The 21805-nt window shown below is 65.8% G+C and carries 22 protein-coding genes and 3 pseudogenes; 13 read left to right on the top strand and 12 right to left on the bottom strand.

All coding sequences use genetic code 11. From position 1 onward, the window contains the following. The first annotated feature begins 46 nt into the window (after positions 1-46). Entirely contained in the window at positions 47-889 is an 843-nt protein-coding gene (locus ACX5I6_RS07755) for an HAD-IIA family hydrolase (RefSeq protein ID WP_285247295.1), read from the top strand. Here the strand turns inward: ACX5I6_RS07755 and ACX5I6_RS07750 are convergent. The 4 genes from ACX5I6_RS07750 to ACX5I6_RS07735 form a co-directional block, all read right to left on the bottom strand. Beyond that, positions 886-1926, bottom strand: a complete 1041-nt coding sequence (locus ACX5I6_RS07750; protein WP_285247294.1) for an alpha/beta fold hydrolase — start codon at positions 1924-1926, stop codon at positions 886-888. The two genes, ACX5I6_RS07755 and ACX5I6_RS07750, sit on opposite strands and share 4 nt — an antisense overlap. 70 nt (positions 1927-1996) lie before the next feature. Beyond that, on the bottom strand, positions 1997-2620 hold the full coding sequence (locus ACX5I6_RS07745; RefSeq protein ID WP_461840071.1) for a hypothetical protein: 624 nt from the start codon (positions 2618-2620) through the stop codon (positions 1997-1999). A gap of 83 nt (positions 2621-2703) precedes the next feature. Beyond that, on the bottom strand, positions 2704-3450 hold the full coding sequence (locus tag ACX5I6_RS07740; RefSeq protein ID WP_461840070.1) for a GAF and ANTAR domain-containing protein: 747 nt from the start codon (positions 3448-3450) through the stop codon (positions 2704-2706). A 62-nt stretch (positions 3451-3512) separates the two neighbouring features. Further along, the gene (locus tag ACX5I6_RS07735) at positions 3513-4178 is read right to left on the bottom strand and encodes a helix-turn-helix domain-containing protein (protein ID WP_461840069.1); all 666 of its coding nucleotides are present in this window, start codon (positions 4176-4178) and stop codon (positions 3513-3515) included. Positions 4179-4248: 70 nt separating this feature from the next. On the opposite strand from ACX5I6_RS07735, the gene ACX5I6_RS07730 reads away from it, so the two are divergent. Continuing rightward, on the top strand, positions 4249-4899 hold the full coding sequence (locus ACX5I6_RS07730; protein WP_461840068.1) for a flavin reductase family protein: 651 nt from the start codon (positions 4249-4251) through the stop codon (positions 4897-4899). 22 nt (positions 4900-4921) lie between these two features. Here ACX5I6_RS07730 and pyrE read toward each other — a convergent pair. After that, a pseudogene (pyrE, locus tag ACX5I6_RS07725) lies at positions 4922-5514 on the bottom strand (orotate phosphoribosyltransferase). A gap of 10 nt (positions 5515-5524) precedes the next feature. Beyond that, positions 5525-6802, bottom strand: coding sequence for an FAD-dependent oxidoreductase (locus tag ACX5I6_RS07720; protein WP_461840067.1), 1278 nt, complete (start codon positions 6800-6802; stop codon positions 5525-5527). Positions 6803-6877: 75 nt separating this feature from the next. Here ACX5I6_RS07720 and nadE point away from each other — a divergent pair, with 75 nt between their 5' ends. Then, the gene (gene nadE, locus ACX5I6_RS07715; RefSeq protein ID WP_461840066.1) at positions 6878-7732 is read left to right on the top strand and encodes an ammonia-dependent NAD(+) synthetase; all 855 of its coding nucleotides are present in this window, start codon (positions 6878-6880) and stop codon (positions 7730-7732) included. Here the strand turns inward: nadE and ACX5I6_RS07710 are convergent. Continuing rightward, positions 7729-8520: an IclR family transcriptional regulator gene (locus ACX5I6_RS07710; protein WP_461840065.1), complete on the bottom strand. Its 792-nt coding sequence runs from the start codon at positions 8518-8520 to the stop codon at positions 7729-7731. The genes nadE and ACX5I6_RS07710 overlap by 4 nt on opposite strands. 163 nt (positions 8521-8683) lie before the next feature. On the opposite strand from ACX5I6_RS07710, the gene ACX5I6_RS07705 reads away from it, so the two are divergent. The 4 genes and pseudogenes from ACX5I6_RS07705 (at position 8684) to ACX5I6_RS07690 (ending at position 12794) form a co-directional block, all read left to right on the top strand. Further along, positions 8684-9415 (top strand): CoA transferase subunit A, encoded by a 732-nt coding sequence (locus ACX5I6_RS07705; RefSeq protein ID WP_461840064.1) that lies wholly within the window; start codon positions 8684-8686, stop codon positions 9413-9415. A 34-nt stretch (positions 9416-9449) separates the two neighbouring features. Next, a complete protein-coding gene (locus ACX5I6_RS07700; RefSeq protein WP_461840063.1) occupies positions 9450-10889 on the top strand; it encodes a short-chain fatty acid transporter in 1440 nt (479 codons plus the stop codon). 44 nt (positions 10890-10933) lie between these two features. Continuing rightward, complete coding sequence (locus tag ACX5I6_RS07695) at positions 10934-11605, top strand: CoA transferase subunit B (RefSeq protein WP_461840062.1); 672 nt, start codon at positions 10934-10936, stop codon at positions 11603-11605. Then, a pseudogene (locus ACX5I6_RS07690) lies at positions 11602-12794 on the top strand (acetyl-CoA acetyltransferase). The gene ACX5I6_RS07695 and the pseudogene ACX5I6_RS07690 overlap by 4 nt, the downstream one beginning before the upstream one ends. Positions 12795-12824: 30 nt before the next feature. Here the strand turns inward: ACX5I6_RS07690 and ACX5I6_RS07685 are convergent. Beyond that, entirely contained in the window at positions 12825-13403 is a 579-nt protein-coding gene (locus ACX5I6_RS07685; protein ID WP_461840061.1) for a GlcG/HbpS family heme-binding protein, read from the bottom strand. Between the two features lie 193 nt (positions 13404-13596). Here ACX5I6_RS07685 and ACX5I6_RS07680 point away from each other — a divergent pair. The 5 genes and pseudogenes from ACX5I6_RS07680 (at position 13597) to ACX5I6_RS07660 (ending at position 17141) form a co-directional block, all read left to right on the top strand. After that, positions 13597-14821, top strand: a pseudogene (locus ACX5I6_RS07680) (sensor histidine kinase). Beyond that, positions 14822-15448, top strand: coding sequence for a response regulator (locus ACX5I6_RS07675; protein WP_461840060.1), 627 nt, complete (start codon positions 14822-14824; stop codon positions 15446-15448). A gap of 131 nt (positions 15449-15579) precedes the next feature. Further along, entirely contained in the window at positions 15580-15783 is a 204-nt protein-coding gene (locus tag ACX5I6_RS07670) for a cold-shock protein (protein WP_009357211.1), read from the top strand. Between the two features lie 184 nt (positions 15784-15967). Next, the gene (locus ACX5I6_RS07665; protein WP_285247278.1) at positions 15968-16303 is read left to right on the top strand and encodes a hypothetical protein; all 336 of its coding nucleotides are present in this window, start codon (positions 15968-15970) and stop codon (positions 16301-16303) included. Positions 16304-16355: 52 nt separating this feature from the next. Further along, positions 16356-17141 (top strand): MerR family transcriptional regulator, encoded by a 786-nt coding sequence (locus ACX5I6_RS07660; protein WP_285247277.1) that lies wholly within the window; start codon positions 16356-16358, stop codon positions 17139-17141. 9 nt (positions 17142-17150) lie between these two features. On the opposite strand, the gene ACX5I6_RS07655 is transcribed toward ACX5I6_RS07660, so the two are convergent. The 4 genes from ACX5I6_RS07655 to ACX5I6_RS07640 all read right to left on the bottom strand — a co-directional run bounded on the left by ACX5I6_RS07655 (position 17151) and on the right by ACX5I6_RS07640 (position 20808). Then, positions 17151-17813, bottom strand: a complete 663-nt coding sequence (locus tag ACX5I6_RS07655) for a DedA family protein (protein ID WP_461840059.1) — start codon at positions 17811-17813, stop codon at positions 17151-17153. A gap of 112 nt (positions 17814-17925) precedes the next feature. Beyond that, a complete protein-coding gene (locus ACX5I6_RS07650) occupies positions 17926-18702 on the bottom strand; it encodes an enoyl-CoA hydratase (RefSeq protein WP_285247275.1) in 777 nt (258 codons plus the stop codon). Further along, complete coding sequence (gene mmsB / locus ACX5I6_RS07645) at positions 18699-19703, bottom strand: 3-hydroxyisobutyrate dehydrogenase (protein ID WP_461840058.1); 1005 nt, start codon at positions 19701-19703, stop codon at positions 18699-18701. The genes ACX5I6_RS07650 and mmsB overlap by 4 nt, the downstream gene beginning before the upstream one ends. Then, a complete protein-coding gene (locus tag ACX5I6_RS07640) occupies positions 19696-20808 on the bottom strand; it encodes an enoyl-CoA hydratase/isomerase family protein (protein ID WP_285247273.1) in 1113 nt (370 codons plus the stop codon). Before ACX5I6_RS07640 ends, mmsB begins: the two co-directional genes overlap by 8 nt. Positions 20809-20970: 162 nt before the next feature. Here ACX5I6_RS07640 and ACX5I6_RS07635 point away from each other — a divergent pair, with 162 nt between their 5' ends. Beyond that, positions 20971-21777, top strand: coding sequence for an exodeoxyribonuclease III (locus tag ACX5I6_RS07635; protein WP_461840057.1), 807 nt, complete (start codon positions 20971-20973; stop codon positions 21775-21777). Positions 21778-21805: the final 28 nt, after the last annotated feature.

Raw genomic sequence — 21805 nt, 5'->3', positions numbered from 1 at the left:
GTTCACCCTTCAACACTAGACTGGACCACTGGAGCATTCATCACCGGTGGAGGTAGACGTGGCAGAAGAAGTCCAGGCAGCAGGAAACCCCGCGGTTTACCGCAACGGCCAAGAAATTGAATGCTGGCTGACGGACATGGACGGCGTCCTGGTCCACGAGAACCAGCCTATTCCGGGCGCTGCGGAGCTGATCCAGCGCTGGGTGGATACATCCAAGCGGTTCCTGGTGCTGACCAACAACTCGATCTTCACCCCGCGCGACCTTGCTGCCCGCCTGCGCTCCTCAGGTTTGGAAATCCCGGAGGAAAATATCTGGACCTCGGCGCTGGCCACGGCCCAGTTCCTGAAGGACCAGGTGCGCGGCTCGGAATCCGGAAACCGCGCCTACACCATCGGCGAGGCGGGCCTGACGACGGCGCTGCACGAGGCGGGTTTCATCCTCACCGACCAGAATCCGGACTTCGTGGTGCTCGGCGAGACCCGGACGTACTCCTTCGAGGCCATCACCATGGCCATCCGCCTGATCCTGGCCGGCGCCAGGTTCATAGCGACCAACCCGGATGCCACCGGCCCGTCCAAGGACGGCCCCATGCCGGCCACCGGGGCGATCGCCGCCCTGATCACCAAGGCCACCGGCCGGGAACCCTACATTGTGGGCAAGCCGAACCCGATGATGTTCCGTTCCGCGATGAACCAGATCGACGCCCACTCCGAGACCACGGCCATGATCGGTGACCGAATGGACACGGACATCATCGCGGGCATGGAGGCGGGCCTGCACACGGTGCTGGTGCTCAGCGGCATCACGCATAAGGACGATATTGCCGCCTACCCGTTCCGGCCCAACCAGGTGCTGAACTCCGTGGCGGACCTGAAGAACCAGATCTAGAAGATACTTACCCGGGAGCCGCCCCTGGGCAACGGGAAGTACTCGTCCAGCAGCTCCGTCAGGAGGGGCCGGTAGATTTGCGGGTTCCAGCCGGGGCTGGCGTGGGCCGGCGCGGCTCCGATGGTTTGCAGGCCGCTGGATACCATGTTGTCCTTGAACGCCACGGCCCACGTCTCCGAGGCCGTTTCGTAGTCGACGGTCTGGTCTTTGGGGTTGCCGACGTAGGCCATCTTGGCCGTTCCAAGCTGCCCCGCGAACTGGCTGCCCTCGAAGTGGTAGATGTACGCCGACTCGGTCTGGATGAGCACGCTGGAAGGGGCGATCGGCGAAAGTTGTTCCAGCGTCTGGTCCAGGATCTGGCGCCAGCTCCGTTCGTCCTTGTGGATGATCCGTTCCCCCAGTTCGTAGCCGCCGCGGAGGGTGGACGGGAACCTGAAGCCGCGCTCGTAAAGGAACACCACGCCGTCGAACCAGCTCTGGTCCAGGACGTCATGCGCACTGTAGGGACTTGAGTCCAGCAGGATGAACTGCACCTGGATACCTGCCACGGCAAGGAGCCGGGCGGCTACTTGGGTGGCCAGCATGCCGCCGAAGCTGTGCCCATAGAAGAACAGTTTGGTGATCTTCTCCACGGCGACGTACTCGGAGATCGCGCGGACCACTTCGGTGACGTCCAGGCCCAGGTTGGAATAGCCGACGGCGGCAAGCCGGGCGCGCTTGTTCAGCGAGCCGCGAAGGGTGTTGAGGATCCACTGCGCTTCTTCCCAGCTGGTTTTGTACCCGGGAAAGAGGAACCAGCAGGCGTCCGGGTAATAGGCGTCGGCGAAATCATCCGCAACAGGCAGGATCTTGGTGGTTTGGCGCTGCGACTGCACTTCACGGGTCAGCAGCATGTCCGCAGCGAGCAACCCTGAGGCCCCGGCACCGGCGAGGAACGTCCGGCGGGAAAAGCGTCTGAGGGCAGCCGCCTCCGCCAGCAGCCGGGCCTGGGGGACCCCGCGCCGGTTTTCCGGACCTCTCTCCCCCTCATACGGCACACCCCTACCGTAAGCACACCTGAACTAAACGCCGCAAGGAGCGGTATGTAACCATTCCGCGACGCGGCGGTCAGCTGGCCGCCTGGCCCTCCGCTGCGGGGAACGGAGCCTGGGGCTTTTGCTGCCGGCGGACGATTTCCAGGCCAATGTCGTTGTAGCGGCCCAGCAGGTCCGCACCGTCAAACGCCTGCGGGTTGTCCAGCAGGGCGAAGACGGAATCGCTGGCGTTGAGCAGTTCTTCGTCCGAGTACTCGGTCAGCGGGCGGCCGTAGAGTACTTCGAAGAAAATCACGGGCAACTGAGGGAGTCCCTCGGCAAAATCACCGCCGGCGGTGAACAGCTCCGTGACATCGTCGTCCATAAGAAGCGGTTGGGTGGTCGATGGGCCGTCGGCGTTGCGGTCGTAACTGGCGGTTACAAGCTGGAGGGTCACCCCGGCGGAGGGAAGGCCTGGCAGGGAGTTGGTGTCCATGGCGTTCAGGTCGCCGCGCAACCCGGCGAGCGCCGATGATTCGATCAGGGCAGCCTGCGACAGATCAACACAAATACGGCAACGCAGGCCCATCCGCCGGACACGTCGAATGATGTGGACGAGTTCCGCACGGGTGTCGTGGCGAAGGGTTCCCCGGACTTCAATCCGGACGATGTCAGCTGAGACATCGAGGTCAACTAGTGCGTCAAGCGCGCGGTCCATAGGTACTCCAAAAGAGGTTCTATGGCCGACGGCTCAACCTCCGCAAGCGTAACCTCCAGCGGGAGCCCCGCACAAGCCGTCCCTCAGGCGCTCTGGCCCGGCCTGACGCTTCCCGGCTCCTGGTAGTGGGTGTGCGCGCCTGCCCCGCCGACGGAATCCACCAGCGACCTGGCGATGTCGCGCAGCTTGGTGTTGCTGTTGCTGGACGCCTCCGTGAGGATTTCGACGGCGGCCGCCTGGCTGCAGCGGTTTTGCGCCATGACAATGCCAATGGCGATGTCGATGATGGTCCGCGATTCCAGGGTGGCGCGGAGATTTGAGGCGCTGTCCGCATGCAGTGAGAACCTGACCGCGAGGCGCAGTGCCTGCGAAATCTCCCTGGTGAAGTCCCGCGCACGGGCAGCCGCCCCGCCATCGAACTTGTGCGGGACGTCGGAATAGAGGTTCAAGGCAGCCTTGGCCTCGCCCTGCAGGTTGAAGGGCAGGGAAAGCACCGAACGCAGCCCGTGGGACGCAACAGCGTTGGCGTAGTCCGGCCCCCACCTGTCCTCCTCGAAAAGGTCCGGAACATAGACCTCACGCTCGTCCTTTGCCGCGGAAAGGCACGGCCCTTGGGACAGGGAGTACTGGATTTCATCCACTTCCCGTGCCGAGTCACTGCTCCAGCCGATCGTGGCTGCCTTCCGGTCACGGAGCAGTGTGATTCCGCACAGGGCGTCGTCGCCGTCGCCTGCCATCTGGTGCGCGGAAAACCGCGCAAGCTCGTTGAGGAAGTCCTCAAAGTCAGCGCTGTCCAGAATCAGGTTCTGGACCTTGTCGGTAGCGCTCAAAGGTTGTTCTTGGGTGGGCAAGTGTATGGTCTCCAAGCAACTGAAGGGTGATAAGGCAAATATTAGGTCACCCGCTGGCCCTGACCAAGTGCGGACCCCAGTCCGAACCGACGCAATTCTTCGGAGCCGAAGGCGGTCAGTCGGACGGAGCGCGGGTGCGAGCCACGGATCAACCAGCCCCGGTCCAACGCGCCTGCTGCGAACAGTTCGGCAAAAAGCCCGGCCGCGTGGTCTACCCGTTCGGTCCAGTCCAGGCATGGCCGTGCCGGCGCACGGGTGGGATTCGCCGGTAACGGCATCCCAACGTCGCGGGCCCAGGCCCGGCCATTGTCAGTGACCGTCCAGTCGGATGAGAGGAGCCCTTTGTCCAGCCAGGTCCGGGTCACTGCAACCCCGAGGGCCCCGGCCAGGTGGTGGTAACAGGTCCGGCCTTGTTGCAGTTCATGGTTATGTTTCTGCGCCCGGAAGGACCGGGGCACCACGGGTTCTGCGCGCGGGCTCAGCCGGACCAGCGCCTCCACCGCGTCGGCCACGTTCCGGTTCTTCAGCCTCACATACCTGTGCCGCCCCTGGCGGACGTCCTCGACCAACCCCGCGTCAGTGAGTTTGTTAAGGTGCACCGTGGCGGTCCCGCGGGTGATGCCAGCGCTCTCCGCCAGTTCCGCCGCGGTCCATGCCCGCCCGTCCATGAGGGAGATCAGCATCCTGGCCCTCGACTCCTCAGCCATGGCCCGCGCCGTCAAAGCCAAGTCATCTGCCCAGAATGGTGCCATGCTCCAATAGTTCCACGGAGATGGTTTGGCCGGCACCAAACTGTTGAAGGGCCACTATTGGAGCATGTTCACCGCCATCACCCCGGGCGCCCACTACTTTGGCTCCCTCGTTGTCCTTCTGACCACCGCGAACCCCGACGGCAGCACGAACATCACACCCATATCCTCTGCATGGTCCCTGGGGGACCATTACGCCCTGGGGCTCGGCACCGCCAACCAGGGCCACGCGAATCTGATGCGGAGCGGCGAAGTTGTACTCAACCTTCCCGAGGCGCGCCTGGCCGGGAAAATAGAGCAGATTGCCATGACGACCGGAATGGACCCGGTACCGCCCCAGAAGAAGCGGCTGTACCGATACATACCCGACAAATGGGCCCTTACCGGCTGGACCAGCCTTCCGAGCATGGAAGTTTCGCCGCCCCGGATCGCCGAATGCCCCGTCCACATTGAGGCAACCCTGGAAAACAGTCTGGCCTTGGACACGGACATGGAGGCGGTGCACGTCCGGGTGCGCAAAGTCCACGTCAGGGACGACCTCGCCCTCGACGCACGACATGTGGACGTCGGCGCATGGCAACCGCTGTTCTATACGTTCCGCCACTATTTCGGGCAGGGCCACCACCTTGGATCCAACACCAGGGCGGAGCAGCGGCTGCCGGAGCCGGCCGGGCGGTAAGGGCAGCGTCCTGCCGCCGCCCTTACCGGGTACTAGGCAAGGCCGAGCCGTCCTTGCCGAACGCGAACAGGTAGGGAACACCCGTTTCCGCCTCGATCTTTTCCTTGGCGCCGGTGTCGCGGTCAACGATCACGGCCACGGCCACGACCTTCCCCCAGCCTTCCGCACGCCTTCCACTGCCGTCAGCGCCGATCCTCCGGTGGTGGACGTATCCTCCAGGACCAGCACCTTCCGACCTTCGACGGAAGGTCCCTCCACCTGGCGGCCCATGCCGTAAGACTTCTGGGCTTTGCGGACCACGAAAGCGTCAACTGGCCGGCCTGCGTCAACCGCGGCGTGCATCACCGCGGTCCCAACCGGGTCTGCGCCCATGGTGAGCCCGCCGGCGCACTCAAAGTCGATCCCGGCGTCGTCAGCCAGGGCCAACATCACCTGGCCCACCAGCTTGGAGGCTTCGTGGTGCAGGGTGATCCTGCGCAGGTCGATGTAGTAGTCGGCCTCGGCCCCGCTGGAAAGGATCACCTTGCCGCGGACAACGGCGAGCTCCTTGATCAGTTCGAGCAGTCGGGCGCGGGCAGCGGCAGCGTCTGGCGCAGCGTGAGTGGGCGAAGTCATGGGCTCCAGTTTAGTGGGTGAGCGGGCGGGCAAAGCCTGGCGCGTGCTCCGGAAGCGGACCGAAAGCGATGACCCGCGGCAGGATGCGCCGCAAGACAGGGTTGTGCCTGACAACGAACAGCAGCGCCTCGCGGAGCCTGGGCGTGTTTCCGGCTGCAGCGGCGGCCGGAAATTTCCCGGCGAACAACGGAACGAACACTGCCCTGTGCATGGCCCGCTGCACGGTTTGCACCACCACGGTGGGCATCCAGCGGCGGCGCTGGACCGCAGCAAGGGTGGCGGTACGCACCTGTCCGCGGCGCAGGTCCGGCGCCAGCCGCCTCGCAGCGGCCACCGCGTCCTGGATGGCCAGGTTGATTCCGACGCCCCCGGCCGGGGACATGGCATGCGCGGCATCCCCGATGCACAGGAAACCGTCGGCATACCACCGGTGCAGGCGGTTCAGCCTGACATCGAGCCAGTGCAGGTCTTCCACGCTGCTGATCGAACCGATACTGTCCGCCAGGTCGGGACGGAGTGCGGCCACACGCCGGCGGAACCGTTCCACGCCTTCGGCCCGGATCCTGGCGTCCGCACCCTTCGGGGCGAGGTAGCCCATCTGGTAGTAGTCAGTGCGGTTCAGTGCAATCATCGCTTCCCGGTCACCGAACGCCGGGACCACCCCGGCCGCCTCACTCCCTCCAGACGCCGGGCGCGGAAGTTTGAACCACCACACATCAAACGGCACCGGATACTCCTTCGGGGACAACCCCGCGGCCCGGCGCAGCACCGACTGCCGGCCATCAGCCGCCACCACCACGTCGGCGTGAAGCACCTGCTCTCCGCCGTCCACGGTATCGCCGGAGGCCCGGTAGCGCACCCCGGTGATGCGTCCGCCGTCGTCGAACTCCAATCCCGTGGCTTCGCATTCCATCAGGAGCGTGAATGTCGGTTCAGCCTTGGCGGCGGATGCAAGGAAATCCAGGAAGTCCCACTGCGGCATCATCGCCACATAGTTGTACGGGGGCTTCAAGGACTCGAAGTCAGCCAGGGTAACCAGGCCGGCGCCCGGCACCGGGAATGCCACATTCTGCAGGCGGCTCTGCGGCAGCGCACGGAACCCGGGGCCCAGGCCCAGCTCGTCCATGAGCCGGATCGTGGAAGCATGCACCGTGTCGCCCCGGAAATCCCGCAGGAAATCGCCATGTTTTTCCAGGACGGCCACGTCCACCCCGGCCCTGGCCAGCAACAGTCCGAGCATCATTCCCGCCGGGCCGCCGCCCACCACTGCACACCCCGTCCGCTCCATGCAGTTACGCTACGCCGGACGCCGCGCGTCCGGAACAGTTGAGGGTTGTTGACAGCGCTGGCTAGGCTGGACCACATGCGCGAACTCCAGGCCAAAATCATTGAAGAAATGGGCGTTCTGCCCCGGATCGACCCCGCAGGGGAGGTGCGCAAGCGCGTCACATTCCTGAAGGAATACCTCAAGGCAACGCATACCAAGGGCTTCGTCCTGGGCATCTCCGGCGGGCTGGATTCCTCCCTGGCCGGGCGCCTTGCGCAGCTGGCGGTGGAGGAGCTCCAGGCCGAGGGCGTGGAAGCGAACTTCGTGGCTGTGCGGCTGCCGTACGGCGTGCAGCACGATGAGGATGACGCGCAGGCAGCCCTGGACTTCATCAAGGCCAAGACCGAGTGGACCTTCAACATCTCCGCAGCCGTGGACGGTTTTGAGGACGAGTTCGAAAAAACGGTGGGCTCGGAGATTTCCGACTTCCACAAGGGCAACACGAAGGCCCGTACCCGCATGATCGCCCAGTACGCACTGGCCGGGGAATTCAACTACCTGGTGATCGGCACAGACCACGGCGCCGAATCCGTGACCGGCTTCTTCACCAAGTACGGCGACGGCGGCGCGGACGTCCTGCCCCTGTTCGGCCTCAACAAACGGCAGAACCGGGCCCTGTTGGCCGAACTGGGAGCGCCGGCCCGCATCTGGGAGAAGGTTCCCACCGCCGACCTCCTCGATGACAGTCCCGGCCGCACTGACGAAGACGAACTCGGCATCAGCTACGACCAGATCGACGACTACCTCGAAGGCCGCGACGTTCCGGAAACAGTGGCCGAATCGATCGAACAGAAGTTCATCCGCACCCGCCACAAGCGCACGGTTCCGGTGACCATCTTTGACACCTGGTGGAAGGACCAGGGCCCGGAGGAGCCCCGCGCCGGACTCTAGCGGGAACGCCGGCCGTCCGCGCCGCCCAACTGCTGCGTAATCCGGTGCGCCTCCGCCATCAGCAGGCCACCCAGCTCCTCCTGCCGTTCCGGTTTGAAGCGCGGCTCAATGCCGGTCAACGACAAAGCCCAGGCCGGCTTGCCGGATCGGTCGAACACAGCCGCGCCCATCCCCCAGCTGCCCTCCAGGACCAGCCCGGGGTTCACCGAGTAGCCCGCCAGCCGTGTGCGGGCAAGGTTTTTCCGGACCAGTGCGGCCGTGTGCTTTGCCGCAAATGCTCCTGCGTGGTGGGTCCACCGGTCCAGCAGTTCCTCCTGCTCGCTTTCCGGCAGGAAGGCCAGGATGGCTGTGCCGGCTGACGCGACGCCCAGCGGGAACCGCACGCCCTCGTGCAGGACGAAGGAACGCACGGGGAAGCTTCCTTCCTCCCGCAGCAGGCAGACCGTCTCAGCGCCGCGCCGGATCGAAAAGAAGGCGCTCTCCCCCGTGGCCTCGGCAAGTCGCCGAAGGCTGGGGCGGGCAATGTCCTCCATCGGAAACCGTGCCGCGGCCACCGACCCCATGAGCAACACCTCCGGGCCGAGCACCCAGTTGCCGGTGGCGGGATCGTGGTCCAGCAAGCCTTCAGAGGCGAGGGACGAAAGGAGCCGGTGGACCGTGGGGCGGGTGAGCCCTGATTCGCGGACCAACCCGGCCAGCGGCATGCCCTCCGCACTCCGGCCCACCAGCCGCAGCAGTCCGGCAATCCGCGTCACCACCTGGGCGCCCTGCACCGGCGTCGTGATCACAACCCCTCCTAATGTCCACAATATGGATACATTTAAGCATAACGTCCACACTGTAAATCCTTAGCAATGTTTCCTTGACAGGTACATTGAGCCGCCCGTAGTCTCCAGAAGCAGATCCCGCGTCCACTAAGTGGACGCCTACTGCGCTCAACGAGGAGACATCGTGAACAAACTCCAGCCTTCTGCCATCGCAGCCCTGGTAGGCGCACTGCGCGACGGGATGACCCTCGCCGTTGGCGGCTTTGGCCTGAGCGGCATCCCCGCTGACCTGATCGAGGCGGTGCGCGACTCCGGTGTCAAGGAACTGACCGTCGTCTCGAACAACATGGGCGTGGACGGCAAAGGCCTAGGCATCCTGATCGAAGCCGGCCAGGTCCGCAAGGTCATCGCCTCCTACGTTGGCGAGAACAAACTCTTCGCGGAGCAGTACCTCGCAGGGAAACTCGAGGTTGAGTTCACCCCGCAGGGAACACTGGCGGAACGCCTCCGCGCCGCCGGCGCCGGCATTCCGGCCTTCTACACCAAAACCGGCGTGGGCACCCTGGTGGCCGAAGGCAAGCCGCACGAGGTGTTCGACGGCGAAACCTTCGTCCAGGAGCGCGCCATCAAGGCCGACGTCGCACTGGTCCACGCACACACCGCGGACACGGACGGCAACCTCATTTACCGTTTCACTGCCCGGAACTTCAACCCGGTGGTGGCAACCGCAGCGGTCCTCACCATCGCCGAAGCGGAAGTCATCGTCTCCCCCGGCGAACTGGACCCGAACCACATCGTCACCCCCGGGGTCTTCGTCCAGCGGCTTGTGCAGGCCACGGCCCGGGTGAAGGACATCGAGCAGCGGACGGTACGCCAGCGCACTGTGGCTGCCGGCGCCGAAGCGCTGGCCGTCTGAGCCGGACCGGGAACTCAAGGGAGAGCACCACTTCATGACCACCACGCAACCCGATGACCTGGGTGTTCGCCAAAAGGGCCTGGCCCGGATGGCGGAGAGACTGGCCGGATGGACACAGAAATGGTTCCCGGACGCGTACATCTTCGCCCTGGCAGGGGTGCTGCTCGTCGCTGTCGCAGCGTTGGCGGCAGGCGCTTCGCCCAAAGCCGTGGTGGATTCCTTCGGCAACGGATTCTGGGACCTCACCGCTTTCACCCTGCAGATGTCAATGGTTGTCCTGACCGGTTACGTCGTGGCAACCTCGCCGCCGGTGGCCCGGCTGATTGAACGCCTGGCCCAGGTTCCCGGCTCCGCACGGACCGCCGTCAGCTTCGTCGCGGTCATGTCCATGTCGGTGTCATTCGTCAATTGGGGCCTGAGCCTGATCTTCGGCGGACTCCTGGCCCGTGCAGTGGCCCGGCGCGTGGACCTCCGCGTTGATTACCGGGCCCTCGGCGCGGCGGCGTTCATGGGACTGGGCGCAGTCTGGGCGCTGGGGATGTCCTCCTCCGCGGCCCAGCTCCAGGCAACCAAGGCTTCCATTCCACCGGCGCTCCTGAAGATCACCGGCGTCCTGGATTTCGGCACCACCATTTTCACGTGGCAGTCCCTGCTGACGCTCGTCATCCTGATGCTGCTGACAACCGTCATTGCCCACTTTTCCGCGCCGACCGGGAGCGCCATCAAAACAGCCGCCGATCTCGGCGTCGACCTTGACGACCAGCCCGAGCCGCCGGACGGGAAGTCCCGCCCCGGCGAGTGGCTCGAATACAGCAGGGTACTGCCCATCCTGGCGGGGGTGCTCACCCTCGGCTGGCTGGTGTCCCAGCTCCTGACCCTGCCCATCCTGAGCGTGGTCAGCTCACTGAACGGTTACCTCCTGGTTTTCCTCATGCTGGGGCTGGTGCTGCACGGCACGCCGCGAAGGTTCCTGCAGTCAGTGGCCAAGGCCGTGCCCGCAACAGCCGGAATCCTGGTCCAGTTCCCGCTCTATGCCGCGATGGCGGCCATCCTCACCAAGGCGACGGGCGCCGGCGGCCTGTCCGTGTCCGAGCACCTGGCGCAGTTCTTCACCAGCATCGGCGGTAACGGGGCGTTCGCCATCATCATCGCCCTCTACACAGCCTTCCTGGGGATGTTCGTCCCTTCCGGGGGAGGCAAGTGGCTGGTCGAGGCACCCTATGTCATGCAATCCGCGACGGACGTGAACATGAACCTCGGCTGGACCGTGCAGATCTACAACATGGCCGAGGCACTGCCCAACCTGGTCAACCCGTTCTTCATGCTGCCGCTGCTGGCCGTCCTGGGCCTGCGGGCGCGCGACTTGGTGGGCTTCACGTTCCAGCAGTTCCTGTTCCACCTGCCCGTAGTGCTGCTGTTGGCCTGGCTGCTGGGAATGACTTTCGAATTCGTGCCGCCGGTAATACCCAACTGACTACAGACACCCGAATACTGCGAGAAACAAGAAGGAGTTTCGCCATGGCCTGGACCAGGAATGAGATGGCTGCGATTGCGGCCGGGGAACTGAATGACGGCGACTACGTCAACCTGGGGATCGGCATCCCCACACTGGTGGCCAACAACCTGCCCGAGGGCGTGCGGGTGGTGCTGCAGAGCGAGAACGGGCTGCTGGGCATGGGGCCGTTCCCGTTCGAGGGCGAAGAGGACGCAGACCTGATCAACGCCGGCAAGCAGACCGTCACTGTGTTGCCCGGCGGCAGCATCTTCGACTCCGCCACGTCGTTCGGCATGATCCGCGGGGGCCACGTCAAGGTGGCCATCCTGGGCGCCATGCAGGTCTCCGGCAACGGCGACCTGGCCAACTGGACCATCCCGGGCAAGATGGTCAAAGGCATGGGCGGCGCCATGGACCTGGTGGCCGGAACACCGCGCGTGGTGGTCCTGACCGAACACAACGCCAAGGACGGCAGCGCCAAGATCGTCAGCCAATGCACCCTCCCGCTGACGGGGCTCAGCTGTGTGGACAGGATCATCAGCGACCTCGCCGTGTTTGACCTTTACAAAACGGACGACGGCGGAAGGCAGCTCACGCTGACCCGGCTGGCGCCAGGCGTCACCGAAGAGGAGATCCGGGAAAAGACCGACGCCGGCTTCGATGTCCGGCTTGAGAACGAGGAAGTGGCAGCGTGAGCCTGAAAGAACAGTTCGGCAAGGATGTCCTGATCACCGGCTGGGGGCACAGCAGGTTTGGGAAGCTGGTGGACGAGACCCTCGAATCGCTGATCGTTCAGGTGGCCACGGACGCCCTCAGCACAGCGGGCGTTGAACCGTCGCAGATCGACGAGGTCTACGTGGCCCAGTTCAACGCCGGCATGATGCCGCTGGCCTTCCCGTCGTCGCTGGCCCTGCAGGTTTCCCCGGACCTGACCAACGTCCCGGCCACCCGCGTGGAGAACGCATGCGCTTCCGGCTCGGCCGCGTTCCAGCAGGGCACCAAGTCGTTGCTGGCGGGTACCGCAAAGACGGTCCTTGTGATTGGCGCGGAAAAGATGACCCATGCCGGGGCAGACGTGGTGGGGGCCGCGCTTCTCGGGGCGGACTATGACATGGCCGGGAAGCAGTCCACCACGGGTTTCACAGGGCTCTTCGCCGAGGTGGCAAAGCACTACGCCAAGCGCTACGACGCCGCCGGCAACCTGGGAGACGTGCTGGGCAGCATTGCCGCGAAGAACCACCGCAACGGCGTGGACAACCCGTACGCCCAGCTCCGCAAGGACCTTGGCGAGGAGTTCTGCCGGACCGTCTCGGACAAGAACCCGATGGTGGCCGACCCCCTGCGCCGCACCGACTGCTCCCCGTCTCCGACGGTGCAGCCGCCGTCGTCCTGTCCGTCTCCCCCACCGGCGGTGCCACGGCTCCGGTACGGCTTGCCGGCTTCGGCCAAGCCAACGACTTCTTCCCCACCGACCGCCGCGACCGCACGGCGTTCGAGGCCACCCGGGCGTCCTGGCACCGCGCCTTGGCGATGGCCGGCGTCGGGCTCGAAGACCTGGACCTGGCCGAAGTCCATGACTGCTTCACCATCGCGGAACTGCTCATGTACGAAGCCATGGGCCTGACCGCCCCCGGCGAAGGTGCCCGTGCCATCGAGGAAGGCTGGGTGTACAAGGACGGCAAGCTGCCGGTCAACGTCTCCGGCGGGCTCAAGGCCAAGGGCCATCCGGTGGGCGCCACGGGAGTATCGCAGCATGTGCTCGCTGCGATGCAGCTCACCGGGACCGCCGGCGATATGCAGCTGGCGGCCCCGCGCAGGGCTGCGGTGCAGAACATGGGCGGCGTCGGCATCGCCAACTACGTCAGCATCCTTGAGGCTGCCTGACTTAATGCGATTGGGGCAACCGCGTCCTGCTTACTTCGCGGCACCCGCAACAGCATCGGCGCCGGCGGTGGCACAAGCTTCATCCAGGGCGCCATCAGGTGCCCCGCCCACGCCGATGCCGGCAACAGAAACGCCATTGACCTTCAACGGGACACCGCCTGCCAGGAACAGCGTGCCCGGCAGGTCGGCGATCGAGGGACCATTGCCATTGACGCGCTTGGCGAGTTCGCTGGTGGGTGCACCGAAGGCTGCGGCCGTGTAGGCCTTCTGCTTGGCGGCCTCAATGGTGTGGGCGGCGGCGTTGTCTCCCCGGAGCACGGCCTGGACCGTGCCGAAGCGGTCAACGACGGCCACCGTGACGAAGGGCAGCTTGTCTGCCTGGCATTTGGCGAGCGCCGCAGTCACGGCCTGGGCCGAAGCTCCGGCAGTGATCCGGTTCTGCTGCACCACTGTTTCCGGAGCCGGCTGGACATCAACGGCCGGTACGACGGCGGGAGCTTCCGCGCCGTTCGCCCGGCCGGTACCGGCGTTCGCGGCCACCGTCGCTCCGGCCGTGGCCAGGATCGCTGCGGCTGCTGCGGCGGTGAGTGCTTTGTGCGACGTCTTCATGATGCTTCCTTCGGTTCGATGGGCGTGCTGCTACCGGGTTCCATCCTTCCGGCCCCGCCCTGCGGCGGCATCGGTTGATGGGCTGTTCCTGGCTACCCCGAAAGGCCGGTCATATCAGCCAAAAGGCTGAGGGCAGCCAGGGCCGGGACGCCTAGCATGGAATGCAGTGCCACCCATGAGAACCGGATCCCGCATGCCCACCAGAGATGCCATACCAGCCACAGGTCCGGCTGCCGGCGCCGCCCAAGGCCCGGACGCCAGGCGGCCCCCTCCTGCCCCGGCTGTGAACGGCCGCCTCGGCGGGATCGAGGCCGCGGTCCATCTTGGCTTCGCGGTGCTCCTCGTCGCCTCCGTGGTGCGGTACGTTCTGCGGCACTCACCGGCCGACAACGTACTGGTGCTGGGCCTCGCCGCTGCCGCCAGCCTGCTGTACGCCGTCGTGGCCCTTCTGTCGGCACGTGACCGGCACAGCGTTACGTGGGTGGTGGCGTTGGTTGTCGTGTGGGCGGCCCTTGTGGTGGCGGCACCAAGCTTCGCGTGGTGTTCCTTTGCCCTGTTTTTCCTGTGCAGGAGTGCTTTGCGGGGCGCTGCCGCCTACATCCTGGCGACCGTCATTACCCTGGCAACAGCCGCCGGCCTGTTCCGGCTCGGCAACGGCACCGATATCGCGATGCTGCTGGGTCCGCTGGCCGTCGGCACCATGCTGACGCTCATCTATGACAGGATCCAAAACGACGCCCAAGAGCAGCGCCGCCTGAACGCGCAGGTTTCCCTGGCCCAAGGGCAACTCGCGGCCAGCGAGCGCCGCGCCGGCACCATCGCCGAACGGGAGCGGGTATCCCGGGAAATCCACGACACCGTCACCCAGGGGCTCGCCAGCAGCCTGCTCCTGCTCGAAGCAGCGGGCCGCGGGTGGCCGGCTGCGGCCGCGCGGGATGGTCTGCGCCAAGCCACCGAACTCCTCCGCGCCAACCTGGCGGACACCCGGAACCTGGTCCACGAACTCGCCTCCCCAGGGTTGGAATCGACGCCGTTGCCGGATTCGCTGCTGCTTGCCGCCCGGCGGTACTTGCCGGCGGCCACCTTGGCGGTGACGGGCGAACCGGGCCCCGTTCCCCGGACGTTCGGCACGCCCTGCTGCGGGTTGCGCAGAGTGCCTCCTCCAACATCGCGCTGCATGCTTCGGCTTCGATGGCCGCCCTGACGTTGGGTTTCCTGCAGGACACTGTCACCTTGGACATTTACGACGACGGCGCGGGCTTTGACCCGGCGGCGGCAGCCCCGCCGTCGGCCTCAGGTGGGTACGGCCTGCGGGCAATGCGGCAACGGGTGGAGCAGCTGGGCGGGAGCTTCTCGGTGCAGCTTCCCCGGGCGAGGGGACCATCGTGGCGGCGCAACTTCCTTTGGAGGGGCCATAGATGGGCGGCATTACGGTCCTTCTGGTGGACGACCACCTGGTGGTTCGCAGCGGCTTGCGTGCGTTGCTTGCGACCCAGCCTGATATGGATGTCGTCGCAGAGGCATCGTCGGGTGAAGAGGCGTTGCAGCTGGTCCATTCGCACGCCCCGGCGGTGGTGGTGATGGACCTGGCCATGGGGCCGGGCATGGATGGCATTGAAGCCATCAGGCAGATCCGAAACCTCGGCACCGGCCAAGCGGTCTTGGTTTTCACCACGTACGACTCCGACGCCGATATTGTCCGCGCTGTTGATTCCGGGGCCATGGGCTACCTGTTGAAAGATGCGGCACCGGAGGAGATCTTCGCCGCCATCCGGGGCGCGGTCCAGGGCAGGAGCGTGATGAGCCCGCCGGTGGCCTCCAGGCTGTTCCAGCAGCTGCGCAACCCCGACGAGGTCCTCACTCCCCGCGAGGCGGAGCTGCTCAGCCTGCTCACTGAAGGCCTCAGCAACCGCGAACTCGGCCGGCGGCTGTTCATTTCCGAAGCCACGGTGAAAACCCACCTGGCACACGTCTATGCCAAGCTCGGAGTGGATACCCGGGCGGCCGCTATTGCCACCGCCATCCGCCGCGAAGGCATGCGTTAACCGCACATTATGGCCGCTACCCTTGCACCCGGGGCCCGCGCCCCGTACGTTGGGGACTGTGGGGGACTAACTCCCGCGCACCCCGGGACGGTTCCGGGGAGAGAATCAGAGTCACATGAAGGAATGCAGCCATGGCAACAGGCACAGTTAAATGGTTCAACGCCGAAAAGGGTTTTGGCTTCATTGCCCCCGATGACGGGTCCGCTGACGTATTCGCCCACTACTCGGCAATCGCCACCAGCGGCTACCGCTCACTGGACGAAAACCAGAAGGTCGAATTCGATGTGACCCAGGGCCCCAAGGGTCCGCAGGCAGAGAACATCCGCCCGCTCTAAGTCTTCGGCGGCTCCGGCAACAGCCGGGACCCCGTCCAGCGGCCCCTCCAACGAACGTTGGAAGGGCCGCTGTTTTTCTTCCCCGATGGTGTTCGCCGGCACTGTTTCGCGGCATTGCTTTCGCCGGCGTTGTTTTCCGCCGGCGGTGTCCTTCGCGGCATTGTGGGTTTGGGATAATTGACCCATGACCGGAAAGGATCAGGACAAGGATCCGTGGGTCGAGTTCGACGGACTCGGTCCCGCTGCACCCGACCGCGTCCCGGGCCAGCCCGGCGGCGAACCCCACGGCTTCGGATTCCGCACGGGCGTACGCAGCGCCCGGGTCGCCGTCGGCTTTGCCGTCTACGCCCTGGCCCTGGGCACCATCCTGGCCCTGACGGGTTGCGTCGTGTTCATCACCCGGCAGCAATGGCTGCTGGTAGGCCTCATGCTGATGTTTGAATCCATCTTTGTCTTTGCCTTCACACGGCTTGTGGCCCAGGCGCGGCACCGGACACCGCGAAACGGTCCGGCCAAGTAAGCGGACAAGTCCCCTTGACCTTGACGCAGCGTCAACCCCTAGGCTCAAGGGCATGGAAGAAATCCGTGGCAACGGCTTGAGGGATTGGCCCATCCAGGATGTGGCCAGGATGGCCGGCACCACCAGCCGCACACTCAGGCACTACGACGACATTGGGCTCTTGAAGCCCAGCCGGGTGGGCGGCAACGGCTACCGCTATTACGACGGCGCCGCCCTCCTTCAGCTGCAGCGGATCCTTTTGCTGCGGGAGCTGGGCCTGGGCCTGCCGGCCATCGCCGAAGTCTTCCAACGCCAGGCCGACCCCGTCGCCGCACTCTCCCGCCACCTTGAGTGGCTGGGGCAGGAGCAGCAACGGCTGGCCCGGCAAGCGCAGTCCGTGCGGCAAACCATCGAAACAGTGAGGGCAGGAGGCCAACTGATGGCTGAGAACATGTTTGACGGCTTTGACCATACCCAGTACCGGGAGGAGGTCGAGGAACGCTGGGGCAAGGACGCCTATGCGGCCTCTGATGCGTGGTGGCGGGGGATGGACGCCGCGGAAAAGCAGGCATGGAAGTCCAGGGTGGAGGAGCTGGGCAAGGACTGGATCGCGGCCGGCGCTTCAGGGATGCCGGCGGAGGGACGTGAGGCCCAGGACCTGGCACGCAGGCACGTGGCCTGGCTCCAGTCCATTCCCGGAACTCCCGCTGCGGCCGCGGGCGGCGACATCAAGGGATATGTCACCGGACTCGCTGACATGTATGTTGCGGATCCGCGTTTTGCCGCCAACTATGGGGGCACCGACGGAGCAGCCTTCGTGCGGAGCGCCCTGCGCTTTTTTGCGGAGAAGCATCTCTAGGGACACCTGTCAGCGGCCGGCCCTGACCCGCCTGCCCCTCCTGACCCGCCGGATGATGAGCAGCGCAACCGCAACTCCCAGCGCCGCGTAAACGGCGTAATTCAGGAAATGCGAGTACTTCTCGATCAGCTGGTACTGGGTGCCCAGCAGGTAGCCGAGGCCAATGAGAGCCCCGTTCCACAGCCCGCTGCCGGCGAGGGTGAAGATGCTGAAAGTTCCCAGCGGCATGGCGGCGGCGCCGGCCGGCAATGAGATGAGGCTGCGGATGCCCGGCAGCAGGCGGCCGAAAAAGATGGATGACCTTCCGTGGCGGCGGAACCAGTCCGTGGCCTGTTCAAAGTCCTCGCGGTCCACCAGGGGCAGTTTGGACAGGCCCCGAATTGACCGGTCCAGGCCAAGTTTGGCGCCGAGCCAGTACAGCAGCAGGGCTCCCAGGGAGGCGCCCAGGGTGCTGGTGGCGAAGACCAGGAGGAAGTTGAGGGAGCCTTGCTTGGCAAGGTAGCCGGCCAGGGGAAGGATCACTTCGCTGGGGATGGGAGGCACCACCGTCTCCGCGAGCGTGAAGGCACCCACGCCCCATTCCCCCAGGGTGTCGATGGCCCTCGCGGCGAAGCCCACGATGCCCGTGAGTCCGTCGGTGGGGCTGGCTGCACCGGTCATGGTTGTCCACATACGTCTGTCCCCGTTCGCTGGCATGGCATGGACGTCTGTTACCCGTCATGTCCACAATACGGGCCGCGCAATTCGTCGAGCGCCCCAAAGTCCCGGACAGCGCGTCCCGGGGTCACCGGTGCTTGAACTGCGGCTCACGCTTTTCTGCGAACGCCGCCATCCCTTCCTTTTGGTCTTCGGTGGCGAACAGCGAGTGGAAGAGCCTCCGTTCAAACAGGACCCCTTGGGCCAGCCCGGTTTCGAAGGCTGCATTCACGGCTTCCTTCGCAGCCATGGCAGCGGGCTTCGACTTGGCGGCGATCAGCCCGGCTGCCTTGAGGGCCTCTGACACCACTTCCTCAGCCGGGACAACCCGGGAGACCAGTCCGCACCGGTCCGCTTCCTCGGCGCCGATGAACCTGCCGGTGAGGATCAGGTCCATGGCCTTGGCCTTGCCGATCGCGCGGGTGAGCCGCTGCGAACCTCCCATCCCGGGAAGTACGGCAAGGTTGATTTCCGGCTGGCCGAATTTGGCGTTGTCCCCCGCAATAATGAGGTCGCACATCATCGCGAGCTCGCAGCCGCCGCCCAGGGCGAACCCGGACACCGCCGCGATGGTGGGGATCCGCAGCCGGGTGAAGTCCTCCCAGCCGCGGAACCAGTCCGCGGTGTACATGTCCATGTAGCCCTGGTCGGCCATCTCCTTGATGTCGGCTCCGGCAGCAAACGCCTTGGCCGAGCCCGTGATCACCACGGCGCCTACGCCCGGATCGGAGTCCATCGCGGTCACGGCGGCGACCAGTTCTTCCATGGTGGCTTTGTTGAGCGCATTCAACGCCGATGGCCGGTTGAGGGTCACCAGCCCCACCCTGCCTTGTCGCTCCACCAGGATGTTGGCGTATTCAGTCATTCGGGGCTCCCGTCGTCGTGTGCTGCCGTGGTCCGGCTCCGGCCCGTTGCGTCCGTTCCTGTTGCCGCCGCCGTGGTGTCCGCGGCAGCCGGTTCCGCGCTGCCGCGGATATCCGTGATGATGGCGGAGAAGTCGCGGCCGGCGCCGCCCTCCGCGGCAAACGTATCGTAGATGCGGGCGGCGAGCGCCCCCATCTGTCCCGCCGCTCCCGTGCTGTTGAGGGCGTTGACCGCCAGGCTGAGGTCTTTGGCCATCAGCGCCGCCGTAAAGCCCGGCTGGTAGTCCCTGTTGGCCGGGCTGGAGGGGACGGGTCCCGGTACCGGGCAGTTGGTGGTGAGCGCCCAGCACTGGCCCGAGGCCGCGGAGGCGACGTCGAACAGGGCCTGGTGGCTCAGCCCCAGCTTTTCGCCGAGGACAAAAGCCTCGCTGACCGCGATCATGGAAACGCCCAGGATGAGGTTGTTGCAGATCTTGGCGGCCTGGCCCGCGCCGTGGCCGCCGCAATGGACCACGCGTTTGCCCATTACCTCCAGGAGCGGCCGCACCGACTCGAAGTCCTGCGCTTCGCCGCCGGCCATGAACGTCAACGTCGCTGCTTCGGCGCCAACCACGCCGCCCGAAACAGGCGCGTCGACGGAACGGTGGCCCGCTTCACCGGCCAGGCGCGCGGCTTCCCGTGCCTCATCGACGTTGATGGTGGAGCAGTCAAGGAACATGGTGCCCGGCGGAGCCGCAGCCAACAATCCGGGTTGTCCGGCGTCGCCGCGGTAGGCGTCCAGGACGTGTCCGCCGCTGGGGAACATGGTCACCACGACGTCGGCCCCGGCTACGGCCCCATCCGCGCTGGCCGCGACCGGCACACCATGTTCCCGTGCCGTTTGGACGGCGGCAGGCACCACGTCGAAACCAACCACCGCGTAGCCGGCCCGGACCAGGTTCGCGGCCATGGGACCGCCCATGTGCCCCAAGCCGAGGAAAGCCACGGTTCCTTTCTCAGGCATGGTCCGCCTCCTCGGGTGCAAGTTCCGTATGCAGGTCCAGCTCTCCGCCCTCGAGCGGTTCGAAGAACCTGTCCACCTGGCCTGGAAGCACGTCAGCCAAAGTTGCCGGTTTCCACTGCGGATTCCTGTCCTTGTCCACAACTTGGGCGCGGATGCCTTCGCGGAAGTCGGGACCGGCCAGGAATCGGATCCCGGCACGGTACTCCTGGGCCAGCGCTTCATCCAGGGTCAACGCCGCGGCCCGGCGCAGCGACGCCAGGGTGACTTTGACGGAGGTGGGTGACTTCGCTTCAATCGTGTCGGCCGCCTCCGCCGCGCCCTCCTTCCCGGGCCCGGCCCACTCCCGGAGGCTCCGGACGATCCCGGCTGCGTCATCCGAGGCGTAGCAGGCGTCGATCCAGTCACGCTGCCCGGCGAGCAGCGAGGCCGGGGCGGGCTCGGCATACCGTTCGACGACGTCTTCCGGGCTATGGTCCTCAAGTGCGGCCGCCAGGTCCGGCAGCGATCCTGACGGTATGTAGTGGTCCGCCAGGCCGAGGAACACCGCATCGCCGGCGCCAAGATGCGCGCCGGTCAGGGCAGCGTGCGTTCCAGCCTCGCCGGGTGCGTGCGAGAGCAGGTACGTGCCACCGACGTCCGGGGCGAACCCGATGGTGGTTTCGGGCATGCCCATCCTGGTCCGCTCCGTAACCACCCGGACGCTCCCATGGGCGGAGATCCCCACCCCGCCGCCGAGGACCAGGCCGTCCATAAAGGCGACGAACGGCTTGGGATACCGGGCGATCAGGGAGTTCAGGCGGTATTCGGCCTGCCAGAAACCAGCCGTCCGGGTTCCGCCGTGCAGCATGTCCTCATAGATGGCCACAATGTCGCCGCCGGCACAGAGGCCACGCTCCCCGGCGCCCTGCACCAGGATGGTGGCGACGTCGTGGTCCCCGGCCCACGCTGTCAGCTGCCGGAGCATCACGTCCACCATGCCGGTGGTGAGTGCGTTCACGGCCTTAGGCCGGTTGAGCGTTACCACTCCCAGCCGGCCGCGGCGTTCAAACAGTACTTCCGGGTGCCCGTCGCCGGCGGCACCATCCATTCCCTTGGCTGCGGTCATCGGCTGGCTGCTCCTTCGCATGGTGGCCGGATGAGTGATCCAGGTCATTCTGGTTGCGAATATACCCGCCGCGTCATGCTTGGGACCAACCGCATGCGCGGTACCGCCCGGGCCGGCGGGAAGCTTTACCCGGCGCACGGCTCCCAAGGTAAGTTAGGAACCGTGAAGATAGCTACCTGGAATGTGAATTCGCTCCGTGCCCGCGCCGACCGTGTTGAAGCCTGGCTCCAGCGCAGCGACTGCGATGTCCTGGCCATCCAGGAGACCAAGTGCAAGGACGAGAACTTCCCGTGGAAGCTCTTCGAACGGATGGGCTACGAGGTTGCCCACTTCGGCGTCAACCAGTGGAACGGTGTGGCCATCGCCTCCCGCGTTGGACTGGAGGACGTGGAGCGGACGTTCCTGGACCAGCCCTCGTTCGGCAAGGCCGGCAAGGACCCCGTCCAGGAGGCCCGCGCCATGGCTGCCACCTGCGGCGGCGTCAGGGTCTGGAGCCTGTATGTCCCCAACGGGCGTTCACTGGACGACGAACACATGCCTTACAAGCTCAAGTGGCTGGAAAGCCTGAAAACGCACGCCCAGGGCCTGGTCACGGACAACCCGCAGGCGCAGGTCGCCTTGATGGGCGACTGGAACATCGCCCCGTTCGACGACGACGTCTGGGACATCGACTTGTTCGTCAACAACCGCTACACCCACGTCAGTCCGCCGGAGCGTGCGGCGTTCCATGCCTTCGAGTCCGCCGGCTTCACCGACGTCGTGCGCCCCTATACCCCGGGCCCGGGCGTCTACACGTACTGGGACTACACCCAGCTCCGGTTCCCCAAGAAGGAGGGCATGCGGATCGACTTCATCCTGGCCTCCCCTGCCTTGGCGGCCCGGGTCACCGGCGCCTCCATCGACCGCGAGGAACGCAAAGGCAAAGGCGCCTCGGATCACGCACCCGTGCTGGTAGACCTGGCGGACTGATGACAGCCCCCTGCGCCCATCCAAGGAG

This window comes from Arthrobacter sp. MMS24-T111 (assembly GCF_054888995.1).
The sequence above is the reverse complement of the archived record's forward strand: the minus strand, read 5'-3'. Positions and strand labels throughout refer to the sequence as shown.